The organism is Acinetobacter sp. YH12156 (assembly GCF_013418235.1).
GTDB classification, from domain to species: domain Bacteria; phylum Pseudomonadota; class Gammaproteobacteria; order Pseudomonadales; family Moraxellaceae; genus Acinetobacter; species Acinetobacter pseudolwoffii.
On record NZ_VPCL01000005.1, the window covers coordinates 130016 to 145706 of the forward strand.

15 protein-coding genes are annotated in these 15691 nt (G+C 46.0%); 10 read left to right on the forward strand and 5 right to left on the reverse strand.

The annotated features are described in order from the left end of the window. Window positions 1-64: 64 nt before the first annotated feature. The 4 genes from dapF to FTU87_RS07070 form a co-directional block, all read right to left on the reverse strand. Window positions 65-910 carry a diaminopimelate epimerase gene (dapF, locus tag FTU87_RS07055; RefSeq protein ID WP_100534855.1) on the reverse strand — a complete coding sequence of 282 codons (846 nt, stop codon included), beginning with the start codon at window positions 908-910 and terminating at the stop codon, window positions 65-67. Between the two features lie 13 nt (window positions 911-923). Next, entirely contained in the window at window positions 924-2168 is a 1245-nt protein-coding gene (gene lysA, locus FTU87_RS07060; protein ID WP_074383381.1) for a diaminopimelate decarboxylase, read from the reverse strand. Between the two features lie 24 nt (window positions 2169-2192). Then, window positions 2193-2426, reverse strand: a complete 234-nt coding sequence (locus FTU87_RS07065) for a lipoprotein (RefSeq protein ID WP_005097662.1) — start codon at window positions 2424-2426, stop codon at window positions 2193-2195. Window positions 2427-2559: 133 nt separating this feature from the next. Next, window positions 2560-3963 (reverse strand): amino acid permease, encoded by a 1404-nt coding sequence (locus FTU87_RS07070; protein WP_005097664.1) that lies wholly within the window; start codon window positions 3961-3963, stop codon window positions 2560-2562. Window positions 3964-4283: 320 nt separating this feature from the next. On the opposite strand from FTU87_RS07070, the gene FTU87_RS07075 reads away from it, so the two are divergent. Next, the gene (locus tag FTU87_RS07075) at window positions 4284-5630 is read left to right on the forward strand and encodes a sodium:alanine symporter family protein (protein ID WP_005097666.1); all 1347 of its coding nucleotides are present in this window, start codon (window positions 4284-4286) and stop codon (window positions 5628-5630) included. Between the two features lie 100 nt (window positions 5631-5730). Here FTU87_RS07075 and FTU87_RS07080 read toward each other — a convergent pair whose 3' ends face one another. Beyond that, complete coding sequence (locus FTU87_RS07080; protein WP_005169959.1) at window positions 5731-6135, reverse strand: hypothetical protein; 405 nt, start codon at window positions 6133-6135, stop codon at window positions 5731-5733. 174 nt (window positions 6136-6309) lie between these two features. Between FTU87_RS07080 and radA the strand changes: the two genes are divergently transcribed. From radA to FTU87_RS07125, 9 genes are all read left to right on the forward strand, one after another. Further along, on the forward strand, window positions 6310-7701 hold the full coding sequence (gene radA, locus FTU87_RS07085) for a DNA repair protein RadA (protein ID WP_005169957.1): 1392 nt from the start codon (window positions 6310-6312) through the stop codon (window positions 7699-7701). Window positions 7702-7819: 118 nt separating this feature from the next. Further along, window positions 7820-8824 carry a Tim44 domain-containing protein gene (locus FTU87_RS07090; protein WP_180096890.1) on the forward strand — a complete coding sequence of 335 codons (1005 nt, stop codon included), beginning with the start codon at window positions 7820-7822 and terminating at the stop codon, window positions 8822-8824. Between the two features lie 208 nt (window positions 8825-9032). Continuing rightward, window positions 9033-9389, forward strand: coding sequence for a hypothetical protein (locus FTU87_RS07095; RefSeq protein ID WP_180096891.1), 357 nt, complete (start codon window positions 9033-9035; stop codon window positions 9387-9389). Between the two features lies 1 nt (window position 9390). Next, the gene (locus FTU87_RS07100; protein WP_180096892.1) at window positions 9391-11112 is read left to right on the forward strand and encodes a PepSY domain-containing protein; all 1722 of its coding nucleotides are present in this window, start codon (window positions 9391-9393) and stop codon (window positions 11110-11112) included. Continuing rightward, on the forward strand, window positions 11109-11447 hold the full coding sequence (locus FTU87_RS07105) for a DUF3325 domain-containing protein (RefSeq protein ID WP_180096893.1): 339 nt from the start codon (window positions 11109-11111) through the stop codon (window positions 11445-11447). Before FTU87_RS07100 ends, FTU87_RS07105 begins: the two co-directional genes overlap by 4 nt. Before the next feature lie 98 nt (window positions 11448-11545). Further along, entirely contained in the window at window positions 11546-12070 is a 525-nt protein-coding gene (locus FTU87_RS07110) for a tetratricopeptide repeat protein (RefSeq protein WP_100329081.1), read from the forward strand. A gap of 381 nt (window positions 12071-12451) precedes the next feature. Continuing rightward, window positions 12452-13834, forward strand: a complete 1383-nt coding sequence (ahcY, locus tag FTU87_RS07115) for an adenosylhomocysteinase (protein WP_180096894.1) — start codon at window positions 12452-12454, stop codon at window positions 13832-13834. A 183-nt stretch (window positions 13835-14017) separates the two neighbouring features. Then, window positions 14018-14854, forward strand: a complete 837-nt coding sequence (gene metF / locus FTU87_RS07120) for a methylenetetrahydrofolate reductase [NAD(P)H] (RefSeq protein ID WP_180096895.1) — start codon at window positions 14018-14020, stop codon at window positions 14852-14854. A gap of 107 nt (window positions 14855-14961) precedes the next feature. Continuing rightward, window positions 14962-15672: a 16S rRNA (uracil(1498)-N(3))-methyltransferase gene (locus tag FTU87_RS07125; protein ID WP_100329084.1), complete on the forward strand. Its 711-nt coding sequence runs from the start codon at window positions 14962-14964 to the stop codon at window positions 15670-15672. Window positions 15673-15691: the final 19 nt, after the last annotated feature.

Consider the following 15691-nt stretch of genomic DNA (forward strand, 5'->3'; position numbering starts at 1 on the left):
GTTTCATCCTAACATAAAAAAAGCACCGTTCTGAGCACGGTGCTTTTTTAAAACTTAATGCCGATTAACCCTGAAAATAACGCAAATCCAGACGCCCTTCATACACGGTCGCCGTTGGTCCGGTCATCCAGACCACATCACCTTCTTTCCACTCGATCTGCAACTTGCCACCTGCCAGCTCGATTTCAACCTTGCTCGACAGCAGACCACGGCGCATCCCGGAAATGGCTGCGGCACAGGCACCTGTACCACAGGCCAGAGTCTCGCCGACACCACGTTCATATACACGCAAACGCGCATGTTTTTCATCAATGATCTGCATAAAGCCAGCATTGACCCGTGCCGGGAAACGCGCATGCGCTTCAACTTGTGGGCCAATACGTGCCACATCGGCAGCAATCACATCCGGTACAATCGTCACCGCATGTGGATTACCCATATTCACCACATCAATGCTCAGCTTTTCACCGCTAGCAAGCTCAATGTCATACAGGCTTTCCGGTGCATCGGCCAAAAATGGAATGTCCTGTGGCAGGAATTTCGGATAGCCCATATTGACCCGCACCCAGCCATTGGCACCCAATTCCGGTTCAACAATACCAGACTTCGTCTGTACCTTGATTTTGGTTTTGCTGGTCAACTGACGGTCATGTACAAACTTGGCAAAACAGCGCACGCCATTGCCACATTGTTCTACTTCCGAACCATCGGCATTAAAAATCCGGTATTTAAAATCTGCACTCGGTACGTCTGGTGGTTCAACCACCAGCAGCTGATCAAAACCAATACCAAAATTACGATTGGCCAAGCGCTGAATGGTGACCGGATCCAAATAAGCGCGCTGGCTGATCAGATCAACCACCATAAAGTCATTGCCCAGACCATGCATCTTGGTAAATTCTAATAACATCTCGATTTAGTCCTTAAGGCAATAAACGCTCACGTTCCCAGAGTGATTCAATCGTCTCACGTTCACGAATCAAATGTGCCTGATCTGCATCAACCATCACTTCAGCCGCACGGCCACGGCTGTTGTAGTTTGAGCTCATCACAAAACCGTAGGCACCTGCGCCCAAGACTGCCAGTACATCATTTTCTTTGATTGCCAATTCACGCTCTTTACCGAGGAAATCACCGGTTTCACAGATCGCACCTACCACATCCCATTCTTTAGTTTCAGCATCAGTACGCGGCCTAACAGGTTGAATGTCCATCCATGCTTCATATAAAGCCGGGCGAATCAGGTCGTTCATCGCGGCATCAATAATCGCGAAATTACGGTGATTGGTCGGTTTGAGCAGATCGACTTTGGTCAGCAATACACCCGCATTGGCAGAAATACTACGCCCCGGCTCCATATACACTTTCAGGCCCAATTTTTCTAAAGCTGGACGCAGCGCATTGGCATATTCTTCAACCGATGGCGGGGTTTCATCTTTATAAGTCACACCCAAACCACCACCAATATCGATGTGTTTGAGGTGGATACCCATTTCTTTGAGCTGGTCAATCATGACAATGACACGATCCAGCGCATCAACAAAAGGCTGGGTTTCGGTGAGCTGTGAACCGATATGACAGTCAATCCCGACCACATCCAGATTGGCCAGTGACGCCGCATATTGATAGGTTGCAAATACGCTATCAGATGGAATACCGAATTTATTTTCTTTTAGACCGGTTGAAATATAAGGATGGGTTTTGGCATCGACGTCCGGATTCACGCGCAATGAAATCGGCGCTTTAACATTTAATTCAGCCGCAACCTTTTGAATACGATCCAGCTCGGCATGAGATTCCACATTAAAGCAGGCAATGCCCACTTCTAAGGCTTTTTTAATATCTGCTTCAGTTTTACCCAGACCCGAAAATACAATTTTTGCGGCATCACCACCGGCTTTTAGCACACGTGCCAATTCACCGCCGGTCACAATATCAAAACCGGCCCCCTGTTTGGCCAATACATTCAATACCGCAAGATTGGAGTTGGACTTTACCGCGAAACAGATTTGATGATCGATAAAGTTAAAAGCACGGTCCATATCTAAAAAATGCTTTTCCAAGGTGGCTTTGGAATAAACATAGAGAGGTGTGCCAAATTGCTCTGCGAGCTGTTGTAATGAACATTGCTCAGCGTGCAATACCCCATTAATGCGGGTGAAACTCATGAAGGTATCCTTTCTTTGAAAGCGTTAAGGTGTAGTCGTTGAATCTGATGCTTCAGGCGCAGCAAACTGTTGTTGCACAGGGGCATCTCGTTCTTCATCGGAGGCTTTGGATTCAGCTTCGGTATTTTTATATAACAAATACTTGGCACGCTTGTCGTAATCTGGATCATTCGGCAAGTGCAACGCACCTGACTGCCCACAAGCTGCAAGAACAAGACTTGTCGCCAAGATACTGATGTAGCAAATGACTTGATGCATCTGACCACCTAATTGAATAGTGTTTCGATGAAGTATAACGCGATGATCACCATGACCAAAGCGCTAAAGCCTAGAGATTATCTTTAGCGATAAAAAAACGCCAGCAGATCGCTGACGTTTTTATTGATAAGGTTTATTTATGTTTCTGTTTATAGAAACCGAAATAGCCAATAACCAGAAGGATAAACCAGATCGGGCTGACCATCAGTGCTTGACGGGTATCGTCTTCCAGCGCCAACACCACGATCATGCTCAGGAAGAATACGATCACAATCCAGCAGGTCACCAGACCGCCCGGCAACTTAAAGGTCGATTTGGCATGCAATTCTGGACGTGTTTTGTAGTACACGATATAGCTCCAGATAATGATGATCCAGACACAGATAAACAGAATCGTGGATAAAGTCGTTGCTAAAGTGAAAGCGCGGACGGTATCTGGAACGAAATACTGTAGTGCTGCACCCAGCAACAAACATACCGCAGAGAAATACAAGGCATTTGCCGGAACTGCACGACGGTTTAAGCGACCAAAGGCAAGTGGTGCCTGCTCTTCACGCGACAGACCGAACAGCATACGACTGGTCGAGAATACCCCACTGTTCATCGATGACATCACCGAGGACAACACCACCAGGTTCATGATGATCGCAGCTGCGGCAATACCAGCCTGACTAAACAGGTTCACAAAGGGCGAGATATTTGGATCAATCTGATTCCATGGCGTTACCGACATCACAATCAAAAGTGCCAGTACATAGAAAATAATGATACGGATCGGAATCGAGTTCACTGCTTTCGGCAGGTTCTTTTCCGGATCTTTGGTTTCAGCTGCGGTCGTACCCACCAGCTCTACACCCACGAAGGCAAAAATCGCAATCTGGAACCCGGCCAGGAAGCCCATCGCTCCAGTCGGGAAGATACCGCCATGTGACCAGATATGACTAAATGACGCAACTGTGCCGGCATCCGAGGTAAACCCGGTAAAGACCATCCACAGGCCAACGGCAATCAGCACCACAATCGCGATAATCTTGACCAGAGCAAACCAGAATTCCATTTCACCAAACAGTTTGACCGTGACCAGGTTCAAACCCATGATAAACACAATCGCGGCAACGCTGATCATCACTCCTTCTTCAGGACTAAAGGGCAAGCCATTATTGAAGAATTGCAGGTAATAAATAATCGCGGATAGATCTGCGATCCCGATAGTGATCCAGCACAGCCAGTAGGTCCAGCCAACAAAGTATCCGGCCCAAGGCCCGATCAGATCCGTGGCAAAATCAATGAATGATTTATATTGCAAATTCGAGAGCAACAACTCACCGAGTGCACGCATTACCAGAAATACCATAAAACCGATGATCATATAGATCACCAGAATAGAAGGACCTGCGAGACTGATGGTCTTGCCCGAACCCATAAACAGGCCGGTTCCGATGGCGCCACCAATGGCAATAAGCTGTAGATGCCGATTGGATAAACTTCGCTGTAACTCACCGTGCTCTGCCGATGAACTGTTATATTTTTCTGACATTATTGATTTCAACTTCGAGTTTTACTCGCGACAAATTAACGTAAAAAAGCCTGAATACAAAAAGAAAAATCACATCATTTGTATTTTCTGCCTAAACTGTAAAGTTCATTTATTTTTCTTATATCTCACTCGCGCCAGCTTAACGCTTATTTTTTCGACGCCCGAGATTCAAGAAACTTCTTGTCAAAGCAGCAAAACCATGTAAAAACTAGAACACAATTCCGCCATTTTAAGTATTCAGGATGAATACCGATGGCACAATAATTGCTTTTTAATCAATATCTCGAATTACATAGACATGGATCAATAAGAAGAATTTTATGCAAAATTTACAAAGTTTAATGGAGACTTTAAGCGGCTGGGTCTGGGGCCCTTATATGCTGGTACTGATTGTCGGCACCGGGATATTCCTCACTTTCCGCTTATTGTTCTGGCAATTCCGTATGTTGCCACTGGCCTTCAAACAGGTCTTTGGCAAGCATCCCGAGCACTCAGGTGATATTTCCCAGTTCGCTTCACTGATGACTGCACTGTCTGCCACGATTGGTACCGGTAATATTGCCGGCGTAGCCACCGCCTGTGTGCTGGGTGGTCCGGGTGCGGTGTTCTGGATGTGGATGACTGCGCTGTTTGGTATGGCGACTAAATACGGCGAAGGTGTCCTTGCAGTCAAATACCGAATTAAAAATGAAAAAGGTGAAATGTCGGGTGGTCCGATGTACTACATCGAACGTGGCCTGAAATGGAAATGGCTGGCGCTGATTTTTGCCTTGTTCGGGACACTGGCCTCTTTTGGGATCGGCAGTTCAGTGCAGTCCAATACTGTTGCACTGGCAGTTGAAAACAGTTTGGGGATCGAAACCTGGATGACCGGTATTATCATTACTGCCTTTTCAGCACTGGTGATTTTGGGCGGGATTAAATCGATTTCCAAGGCATCTTCGGTGATTGTTCCAATCATGGCGGTAGGCTATGTGGCTGGTGGTCTGGTCATTATTCTCAACAATTTAGAACTGGTAGCGCCTGCACTAAAAATGATCTTCACCTATGCTTTTACCGGTGAAGCTGCAGTAGGCGGTGCGATTGGTGCGGCGATTCGTTATGGTGTAGCACGTGGGGTATTCTCGAATGAAGCCGGCATGGGCTCTGCGCCGATTGCAGCCGCAGCAGCAAAAACCGACCATCCTGCCCGTCAGGGTCTGGTCTCTATGACCGGTACTTTTATTGACACCATTATTGTGTGTTCGATTACTGGTATTGTTCTGGTCATGGGCTACATCATGGCCGGTAATTCATTTGGTGATCAGACCGGTGCAGTACTGACGATTGGCGTGTTCGACAAACTCCTGCCCGGTGTCGGTGGCTGGGTGGTCACCTTCGGAATTATTTTCTTTGCTTATTCCACGATTTTAGGCTGGAGCTACTACGGCGAAAAATGTGCCACTTACTTGCTCGGCGAAAAGTTTGTTCTACCTTATCGTATTATTTATATTGCATCGGTTTTTGTCGGCTGTATCGCGACACTGGATCTGGTCTGGTTATTTGCCGATACCTTTAATGGTCTGATGGCGGTTCCCAACCTGATTGCATTGCTGTTATTGTCTGGCGTGATTGCCAAGGAATCGAAAGACTTCATCGCAAGACGTAAATCTGGTGAACTTTATTAACCGCCTTATTGCTTAAATCCCGAACCAAGAGAATAAAAAGCCACATCAATTGTGGCTTTTTATTATTAATTATTCGAAATCCAAATCCAATATTCATGTTCTATGAGCGTAAACCGCCCCATTCTGGTAATTTGCCGTCAGATTCGAGTTCAAGTGCCAGTCCTAAAGATAAAACAAAAAACTGAATGCCTTCAATTTTCATATTGCCCTGATCATCTTCCAAGTACTCGCTCAGTTTTTGATAAGTTTTATGCTGCAGGTCAAAAGGTACATCCAGATATAGACTGCCCGAATACACGTCACTGCGGACTGTGGGCTCAATGCCCAAACACGGTATATAACGGATACCCTGTTGCTCTAACCAGCCGATAAACATTTGCCGAACCGAGTGAGCGTCCTGATCTGGGTATACATACTGTTCAAAATGCACAAACAGCACATCACGGTTTTTTTCACGTGCGATCGCATCAATATGTTTCAGCAATTGTGACAAGATCTGTTCCATTTCAGCATAACAAGACGGGCATTATAGACGGCGTTGATACACAACATCCGAATAAGCACAAATAAAAACGACAAGCCTTGTCGTAAAAACCATGATTTCTCAGGTGAAAGGCTTGGTTTTAGATCACATTCACCGCTATGCTGTCAGTCAATTTCAATCGCCTCATCTTAAAATATGGCTAAAGCAAAAAGTGTCTATCGTTGTGAACAATGTGGTGCAGATCATCCGAAATGGTCGGGACAATGTTCGGAATGTGGGGAATGGAACAGCCTGACTGAGGTCAGCATTGCACCTGCGGTTACACATCGGGCTCAGCCAAAAATCGCGGGTGGATATGCAGGTCAGGCATCCACAATCACCATCTTAAATCAGGTCTCAGTCTCTCATGAAACACGCTTACCGACCGGTATCAGTGAGTTTGACCGGGTTCTGGGTGGCGGACTGGTGACGGGTTCAGTGGTTCTGATCGGTGGTGATCCCGGCATTGGTAAATCAACCATTTTGCTGCAAACAGCCACGCATATGGCCTCTGCCAAAAATCCGGCCTTATATGTCACCGGCGAAGAATCCCTGTCTCAGGTCGCATTACGTGCCCAGCGTCTGGATCTGCCAACCGATCAGCTCAAGGTCATGGCAGAAACCTGTGTCGAACGCATTTGTGAAGTATTGGCCCAGCAACGTCCTGCCGTCGCAATTCTGGACTCAATTCAAACCCTGTATACCGAGACCTTACAATCGGCTCCAGGTGGAGTCTCGCAGATTCGTGAATCCGCTGCCCTGCTGACCCGCTTTGCCAAAAACAGCGGTACCTCTTTATTTCTGGTCGGCCACGTCACCAAAGAAGGTGCATTGGCAGGCCCACGCGTACTTGAGCATATGGTCGATTGTGTGCTGTATTTTGAAGGTCAGTCCGATTCACGTTACCGGATGATCCGTGCCGTCAAAAACCGTTTTGGCGCGGTGAATGAACTCGGGGTGTTTGGCATGACCGACAAAGGGCTGCGCGAAGTGTCCAATCCATCTGCAATATTTTTAAGCCGTTATGATGAAGCGATTCCGGGCTCGATTGTCATGATCAGTCGTGAAGGCACGCGTCCACTCCTGGTCGAAGTACAGGCTTTGGTCGATGATGCGCATGGCCAACCAAGACGTGTCGCGCTGGGTCTGGATCAGAACCGCCTGAATATGCTCTTGGCCGTCATGCATCGGCATGGTGGTGTGCAAACCTCAGGTCAGGATGTGTATGTCAATATTGTTGGTGGTCTTAAAATTACGGAAACCGGCTCCGATCTGGCGGTACTTCTGGCCTGCGCTTCCAGTATTCGTGGCAAGGCCTTACCACAACAACTGGCTGTTTTTGGGGAAGTCGGGCTGTCTGGTGAAATTCGTCCCGTGCCAAATGGACAGGAACGTCTGAAAGAAGCGATCAAGCATGGTTTTAAATACATTATTGTGCCGCGTGGCAATGCACCGCAAAAAACCATTGCAGGCGTGCAAATTATTCCTGTTGCCCGTTTGCATGAAGCCTTGAGTGAAGCCATGTCTTTAAGTGATGAGCTAAATTAAGCATCAGGCAGTGAATTCGCAGTAAAGCGCAAAAAAATACAGATTTTTGATTGAAATTCCACACAAAGCCTATATAAATAGACTGTACAAATAGGTTTTATTCTCATAGGAAAAATGAATGCAAGTTCGACAGCGCGGTTTGATTACAGGTATCTTGACAGCAGTATTATTGGTTGCGCCTTTTGCTGCTGAAGCAAAGCGTGCCGGTGGCGGTAAAAGTCACGGTATGCAACGTTCTGCACAGCCTACCCAATCTTATCAACAACCTCGTCAAGCTGCGCCTGCTCAACAAGCGCCAGCTGCCGGTGCTGCAACCCAGCAAAAATCTGGCCCAGGTGTGGGTGGTATGGTTGCTGCCGGTGTAGCGGGTGCTGCGATTGGTGCCGTAGCTGCCAATGCATTGGCCGATGATCAAAGTGTGGCAGCGTCTGAAGCTCAGGCGGCTCCAGCAGAAGAGGAAAAAGGTGGTATTCCAGGCTGGATCTGGATCCTGCTTGCTGCTGCTGTTGCCTTCTTCATTTTCCGTAAGATGGGCGCAAAAAAAAAAGTAGCTTCTAATCCATTTGCACCAAATAGCGGTGCTGGGAATACAGCACCTTTTGGTCAAGCACCGACTGCACCTCGCGGTGGTGACAATAGCAATATCTTTGGTCAGAATGTTGGCGGTCAAACGCCAAGCACTAATGCACCGTTTGGTTCTGCGCCGGCAAATACTGCGCCTTTCGGCACGGCTTATACCCAAAGCGGCAGCCAGTTACCGGATGGTACTGAACCTGCCGCGTTCTTGCGTGTCGCACGTCAGCGTTTTAACCACATTCAGTCTATGAATACGGCAAGCAACATTTCGGAAATTCAGCGTTACCTAACTCCTGATCTTTATCAGTCAATGCGTAATGACATCATGAGCAATCAGGATCAGGATGTTGCCGAGTTTTCAAATCTGAATGCCATGGTGGTAGATTCATCGACTGACAATGGTCAGTATATTGTCAGCGTACGCTTTACCGGTACGGTAAGCGAAGACTTGAACAGCTTGCCACAACCGTTTGCAGAAATCTGGCATTTCACTAAACCAGCAGGTTCAAATCAGGACTGGGTGGTTGCAGGTATTCAGCAAGACTAATTCTGAACAGATAATATTTAGACAGCGGCTTTCGAGCCGCTGTTTTTATTTTTAAAGCTTATATTTTTTAATACCCCCCTTTTAGCCTGTCCAATAGTTCTTTTTATTTTTCATATAAATAGTTTGATGTTTCGTATTTAAAATATAAACAATAATTGTTATCATTCGCATCGAAATAGCTTAACAAGTTTAATAGATAGAATTTTCGATGATGAGTAGTCCGAATATGCATGCAATAGCGACTGAAACAGTTACTGCACCGAGTCCATCGAGCAAAAATAAAGCTAAAGCAAATCTGCTGGTTTATCGTGGGATGATTTTATATCGCTTTCTTTTGGCTGGTGTCGGCGGCTATATGCTTGCCTCGCTGGCTGCCATCGTGATTGCCCAGATGTTTATGGATGCAGGAAGCAGTGCTGCCATGTCAGCCACCCTGATTGGTTTTAGCCTGAATACCGCAGCCTTTATTTGGGTATTTATGGTCAACAAAACTATCAAGGCAACGCTCGGAATCGTAATTCCCAGTGTTTTGCTCTATATCAGCTATAAATTCCTAGGAAATTAAGATGAGAGTAGATGCAAAACAGGAAGGGCCACGCCAGTCGATGTCATGGTTGCATACCTGGGCCAGTCTGATTTTAGGCTGGCTTTTATATGCGATTTTTTTAACTGGAACTTTAAGTTTTTTCCAGAATGAAATCAGCATCTGGATGAAACCGGAATTTCATCAGTCAGTCCCACAAAAGTCCCAAATCGAACAGACCCGTGTCGCATTGGCTTATCTGCAACAGCATCATCCGGATGCCGGCAGCTGGGCAATTCAGCTGCCTAACTCACGCCAGAATACCACCATACTGAATATTCGCGGTGCCGGTGAAGATCCGCGTGCCCGTCGTGGCGGTACCCGCCTAACCATTGACAGTGCAACCGGTGAAGTGCTGCAAGCCCGTGAAACACGCGGTGGTTCATTCTTATACCGCTTTCATTTTGAACTGTACGGACTGCCCCGAATCTGGGCGCGCTGGATTGTCGGCATTGCAACCTTGCTCATGCTGGTGGCGATTATCAGCGGTGTGATTACCCATAAGAAAATTTTTAAGGATTTCTTTACTTTCCGTCCTGGCAAAGGTCAGCGCTCCTGGCTGGATGCCCATAATGCAACGGCGGTATTTGCCCTGCCGTTTCATATCATGATTACCTTTAGCGGTTTGTTACTGCTGCTGTTTACCCTGATGCCTTGGGGTGTCAACCAGATTTATGAAAATCGAGGTGCATTTCTGCAAGATCAGCGTAAGAGCTTGATTCAGGACAATAGCGTTCAGGCTGAATCCGGTGATAGTGACCAGCGTCGACTGCGTGGCGAGGGAGAGAGTCGTGGTGAACGTGGTGATATGTCTGCACGGGGTGAAGCTCGCCGTTCACGTGGTGATGCGCCACCTGCCCGCCCTGCGCCATTGGCAGACTTAGCGCCCATTATTGCAGCAGCAGAAAAGCAATGGAAAAACAATCCGGTTACTACAATTAACATCATCCAGCCAAATACCGCCAAAGCTGAAATTGAACTTCGTGCCTTAAATGGGGTCAGCGTAGCCTATCGCAATGTTTATCCGAGTCTGGCTTTCAATGGCGTGACGGGTGAATTAAAGCCGGATCAAACCACACTGAAAACACCCTCGGTTGCAAACGGTATTTATAACGTATTTACCACATTGCATGAAGCACGTGGCGTGGACTTGGCTCTACGCTGGTTATTGTTCATGTCTGGTGTGGTCGGCACATTCATGATTGCGACTGGTTTGATTCTGTGGTGTGTCAAACGCGCACCACAACAACAAAAGCAAGGCTATAAATCTTTTGGTTATCGTCTTGTGGAAGTGACTAATATCGCGGCAATTATCGGTTTACCGATTGCCTGTGCTGCCTACTTTTATGCCAACCGTTTTATTCCGGCAGACATGGACATGCGTTTGAACTGGGAAATTCGCAGCTTCTTTATCATCTGGTTGCTGACCTTAGTTTATGCCATGATTCGTAGCAATCGTCAGGCCTGGCTAGAGCTGCTCCTGCTTGCAACAGCAGCATTTGCCCTACTCCCAATTGTAAACTTCCTGACCGGCGGTCAGGCAATCTGGAACAGCATCATGCATGGTCAGTGGATGATTGCTTCTTTTGATCTGGCGATGTGGGCGCTTGCAATCCTATTCTGGTTTGCATTCAAGAAAGTGAAAAACCATCAAGGCTTGCCGCCTAAAAAATCTAAAGTGATGCTCAAGGAGAATCAGGCATGATGTTCTTCTTATTGATTTGGGCTTTGACTTCTCTCGGTTTATTTGCACTTGCCGCGTCGATGTCCAAACATCAGAAACAGATCTTTGCTAAAGAGCTAGATGCTCCCAAAACCAAAATAGCCAGCATTCTTGGCTGGGTGATATTAACGATTGCGCTCATCCTGTGCCTGTTCGCAGGTACAATCAGTAACATGATCAGTTATTGGCTGGGCAGTTTAACTTTTGCAGCATTGGTCGTTGGTTTAAGCCTGAGCTATCTGGAAAGTAAAATTAAAGTAATCGCCTCAATCTGTGTGGTAATCGCCGTGATTTCAGCAATCATTTGCTTGGTCTAAAATTCTAATTTACCCCCTCATACTTGAAAAGCTGATCTTCGGATTGGCTTTTTTAATTTAAACCTTTAGTCTACGCATAATATTTTTGAGATGTTGATATGACCCAGCGTGTTTCTCCCTCTGCTGCCCTGACCAATCTTGCCTTAGCAGGCAATGCTGAAGCGCAATTTGAATTGGCTGAACTGTATATGCAAAGCGAGCATGATGATGACATCATTCTGGCTGAAGAATGGGCATTGAAAGCTGCCAACGGCGGACTGGTTGATGCGATGTACTGGTTAGGTGAAGGTTATACCGTTTATGCCAAAGAACTGACTGAAGAAGATCCTGAAGAATCTAAAGCTCACTTTGAGTTAGCCTATTACTGGTTAAGTAAAGCCAATATCGAGAAGCACCCTGCTGCGACTTTAGAGTTGGCCGGTTTCTACCGTCGCGGTGATGTGATTGAAAAAGATGTAGAGAAATCAATTTCTTTAGTCAAACAGGCTGCGGAATGGGGTGAAGTTCAGGCCATGCGCGATCTTGCTTTTATTTATGCAAATGGTTTAGGTGTAGATGGCGATGAAGAACTAGCTGAGTTCTGGACCCAAAAAGCGGATGCTGCTGAGCAAGAAGCTAAATAAAACGAAAAGCCCGTCAGATGATGGGCTTTTTTAAACGCATAATAATGACGATAAAATTAAATATCGTGCTTACTCCCCTGTTAGGCGGGAGAATCAAAAAAAAAGAATAAATAGAAAATATTCGATTTTAATGCCTACAGGCTGACAGGCTTTTGATCAGTTAAAAACTCAAAGCTTAGAAAACAATTAATATTATCTTTTTTCAACTTGGCTCATTCATAGAATCCAAGTACAATACGGCGCTAGTCGAGGGATGCTGCGACGTTTTACAGGCACTAAATGTAAAATCGCTAGGCTCGACCATCGGTCAGACATTCGTTCTGATCAACAACGGCATCCGCGAACAGAACGATCCAATCTATTTTTTCCTAGGAGATCCTGATGAACGCGGTTACTGCTTCATTTACAGATTACAAAGTTGCTGATATTTCACTTGCTGATTACGGCCGTAAAGAAATTAAACTTGCAGAAGCTGAAATGCCAGCCCTCATGGGTCTGCGTAAACGCTATGCCTCTGCTAAACCACTTGCTGGCGCTAAAATCTTGGGTTGTATCCACATGACAATCCAAACCGCTGTTCTTATTGAAACACTGGTTGAATTAGGCGCTGAAGTTCGTTGGACTTCATGTAACATCTTCTCGACTCAAGACCATGCTGCTGCTGCAATCGCTGCTGCGGGCATTCCTGTATTTGCCTGGAAAGGTGAAACTGAAGAAGAATACATGTGGTGTCTTGAACAACAAATCAATGTAAATGGCACGCCTTGGGATGCCAACATGATTCTTGACGATGGCGGTGATTTAACGCTACTTGTTCATGAAAAATACCCAGAAGTGATTGCAAGAATTCACGGTGTAACTGAAGAAACAACGACAGGTGTTCAACGTCTGTACGAAATGCTTCGTGATGGCACTTTAAAAGTTCCTGCGATCAACGTAAACGACTCAGTAACGAAATCTAAAAACGACAACAAATACGGTTGCCGCCACTCACTGAACGATGCAATCAAACGTGGTACAGATATGCTTTTATCTGGCCGTCGTGCACTTGTGATCGGTTACGGTGACGTAGGTAAAGGTTCTGCGCAATCACTTCGTCAAGAAGGCATGATTGTACGCGTAACTGAAGTTGATCCAATCTGTGCGATGCAAGCATGCATGGACGGTTACGAAGTTGTTTCTCCATACAAAAATGGCGTGCAAACTGGTAAGAAAGAAGACATCAATATTGACCTTCTTCAAAACACTGACCTGATCGTGACTACAACGGGTAACTACCACGTTTGTGATTCAGCAATGCTTGATTCATTAAAAGCGGGTGCTGTTGTATGTAATATTGGTCACTTCGATACTGAAATTGATACAGCTTACCTACGTGGCTACAAGTGGGTTGAAGTTAAACCTCAAGTACACCAAGTGTATCGTTCAGAAAATGAAAATGATTACCTGATCCTTCTTTCTGAAGGTCGTTTGGTAAACCTTGGTAATGCGACTGGTCACCCATCACGTATTATGGATGGTTCATTTGCCAACCAGGTATTGGGTCAAATGCACTTGTTCGCTGAGAAATTTGCTGATCTTCCAGAATCTGAAAAAGCTGCACAAATTCGTGTAGAGCTTCTTCCTAAGAAATTAGATGAAGAGGTTGCTGCTGCGATGGTTGCTGGTTTCGGTGGTGTCTTGACTCAATTGACTCAAGAGCAAGCGGATTACTTAGGCGTTGCTGTTGAAGGTCCGTTTAAAGCGGATGCTTATAAATACTAATTAAACTCCACCCTCTCCCTAACCCTCTCCCATAGGGAGAGGAAACATTCATTACCAAATGTATGTCATCGAGGGTAAGTCCTCTCCTGAGCGTGCTTAAAGCACTGCTTTGAAGCTCAGCGCAAGAGAGGATTTAGGAGAGGTAAAACTAATTAAAAAGTATTTATAAAAAAGGATTTCAACATGTCTAAGCAAATTCCAATTTCATTTGAATTCTTCCCGACCAAAACTGATGTGGGTGCGGAAAAACTCAAAGTGGTTCATCAAGAACTACAATTGCTCAATCCAGAATTTTTCTCTGTAACTTATGGTGCAGGTGGTTCAACTCGTGAACGCACCCTGTCTACCATCAACGATTTTAATGGCAAAGGTGCACCGGTTGCCCCTCATCTGTCATGTATCGGCGATGACAAAGCGCGTATTGCAGAACTGCTTGATCTGTACAAATCACAAGGCATTGACCGTATTGTTGCCCTCCGCGGTGACTTGCCATCAGGCCAGGTTGGTTTGGGTGAATTACCCTATGCCGCTGATCTGGTTCGCTTTATCCGTGAATATTCAGGCGATCATTTCAAGATTGAAGTCGCAGCTTATCCGGAAATGCATCCTCAGGCAGAAAGCTTTGATCAAGACATCCAGCACTTTGTTGAAAAAGTACAAGCTGGTGCCAATGCAGCATTAACCCAGTTTTTCTTCAATCCAGATGCTTATTTCTACTTTGTAGAGCGCATCCAGAAAGCCGGAATTGATATTCCTGTGGCGCCGGGCATTATGCCAATCACCAATGCCAGCAACCTGATCCGCTTTGCGGACGGTACCGGTGCCGAGATTCCACGCTGGATTCGCAAGCAACTGGCAACCTATGGTGATGATACTGCCAGCATCAAAGCCTTTGGCCACGAAGTTGTGGTTAAATTCTGTGAGCGTCTACTTGCAGGTGGCGCACCAAGCTTGCACTTCTACACCATGAACACCACTGATCCTACACGCCAACTTGTAAAAGACTTAGGTCTAGTATAAGTTTTTAGGCTGCATTGATCTCACCCATTTTCTCCCTTTGAGAGAAACACAAAGAGGGTGTAAATGCAATGCAGTCTTGTTTTGTTCCATCTGAGAGTAATCCTTACATGCCACGTTTTTTTATTGAAGCAGACTTAAATGTTGATACTACGGTTGAGTTAACGGAAACCGTTTTTCATCATTGGGTAAAGGTATTACGCGCTCAAGCGGACGAAGCCGCGACCCTGTTCAATGGACAGGGTGGCGAATATGAAGTGACCTTAACTGAGGTTGCTAAAAAATCAGCCACAGTATCGGTCAATGCATTTAATCCCGCCAATCGCACACCCAAGTTCCAGGCCTTGCTCGGTCAGGTGATGAGCAAAGGCGACCGCATGGATTATGCGATTCAAAAAGCTGTGGAATTGGGCGTTTCCGAAATTCAGCTGCTGACTTCGGATCGTTGTGAAATGCGCTTGAAGTATGATCGTGACCAGAAAAAACTGGATCACTGGCAAGGGATCGCGATTGCAGCATGTGAACAGTGTGGACTGAATATTGTGCCTAAAATTTTAGCACCAATATCACTTGAAAAATGGTTGGAAACCGAGCTACCCAAGACCAAACTGGTTTTGGCGCCCAATAAAGATGAAACAGATGTACTGGCAGATGCGACCCTGGATATTGCCCTGCTGATTGGCCCTGAAGGCGGTCTCAGTGAGGCAGAAATTACAGCAGCAAATGCAAAAGGTTTTCTAAACTGGTGTATTGGTGAACGCGTACTACGTACCGAAACAGCTCCTGTCGTGGCCCTTTCAATTTTGAACTATAATCTCTAGTTCATCAGGCCAGTAAAAA

What these genes read in the sequence shown, in the direction of transcription:
- dapF (WP_100534855.1), bottom strand. Translation starts at nt 910, where the DNA reads ATGTTATTAGAATTTACCAAGATGCATGGTCTGGGCAATGACTTTATG.
- lysA (WP_074383381.1), bottom strand. Translation starts at nt 2,168, where the DNA reads ATGAGTTTCACCCGCATTAATGGGGTATTGCACGCTGAGCAATGTTCA.
- FTU87_RS07065 (WP_005097662.1), bottom strand. Translation starts at nt 2,426, where the DNA reads ATGCATCAAGTCATTTGCTACATCAGTATCTTGGCGACAAGTCTTGTT.
- FTU87_RS07070 (WP_005097664.1), bottom strand. Translation starts at nt 3,963, where the DNA reads ATGTCAGAAAAATATAACAGTTCATCGGCAGAGCACGGTGAGTTACAG.
- FTU87_RS07075 (WP_005097666.1), top strand. Translation starts at nt 4,284, where the DNA reads ATGCAAAATTTACAAAGTTTAATGGAGACTTTAAGCGGCTGGGTCTGG.
- FTU87_RS07080 (WP_005169959.1), bottom strand. Translation starts at nt 6,135, where the DNA reads ATGGAACAGATCTTGTCACAATTGCTGAAACATATTGATGCGATCGCA.
- radA (WP_005169957.1), top strand. Translation starts at nt 6,310, where the DNA reads ATGGCTAAAGCAAAAAGTGTCTATCGTTGTGAACAATGTGGTGCAGAT.
- FTU87_RS07090 (WP_180096890.1), top strand. Translation starts at nt 7,820, where the DNA reads ATGCAAGTTCGACAGCGCGGTTTGATTACAGGTATCTTGACAGCAGTA.
- FTU87_RS07095 (WP_180096891.1), top strand. Translation starts at nt 9,033, where the DNA reads ATGATGAGTAGTCCGAATATGCATGCAATAGCGACTGAAACAGTTACT.
- FTU87_RS07100 (WP_180096892.1), top strand. Translation starts at nt 9,391, where the DNA reads ATGAGAGTAGATGCAAAACAGGAAGGGCCACGCCAGTCGATGTCATGG.
- FTU87_RS07105 (WP_180096893.1), top strand. Translation starts at nt 11,109, where the DNA reads ATGATGTTCTTCTTATTGATTTGGGCTTTGACTTCTCTCGGTTTATTT.
- FTU87_RS07110 (WP_100329081.1), top strand. Translation starts at nt 11,546, where the DNA reads ATGACCCAGCGTGTTTCTCCCTCTGCTGCCCTGACCAATCTTGCCTTA.
- ahcY (WP_180096894.1), top strand. Translation starts at nt 12,452, where the DNA reads ATGAACGCGGTTACTGCTTCATTTACAGATTACAAAGTTGCTGATATT.
- metF (WP_180096895.1), top strand. Translation starts at nt 14,018, where the DNA reads ATGTCTAAGCAAATTCCAATTTCATTTGAATTCTTCCCGACCAAAACT.
- FTU87_RS07125 (WP_100329084.1), top strand. Translation starts at nt 14,962, where the DNA reads ATGCCACGTTTTTTTATTGAAGCAGACTTAAATGTTGATACTACGGTT.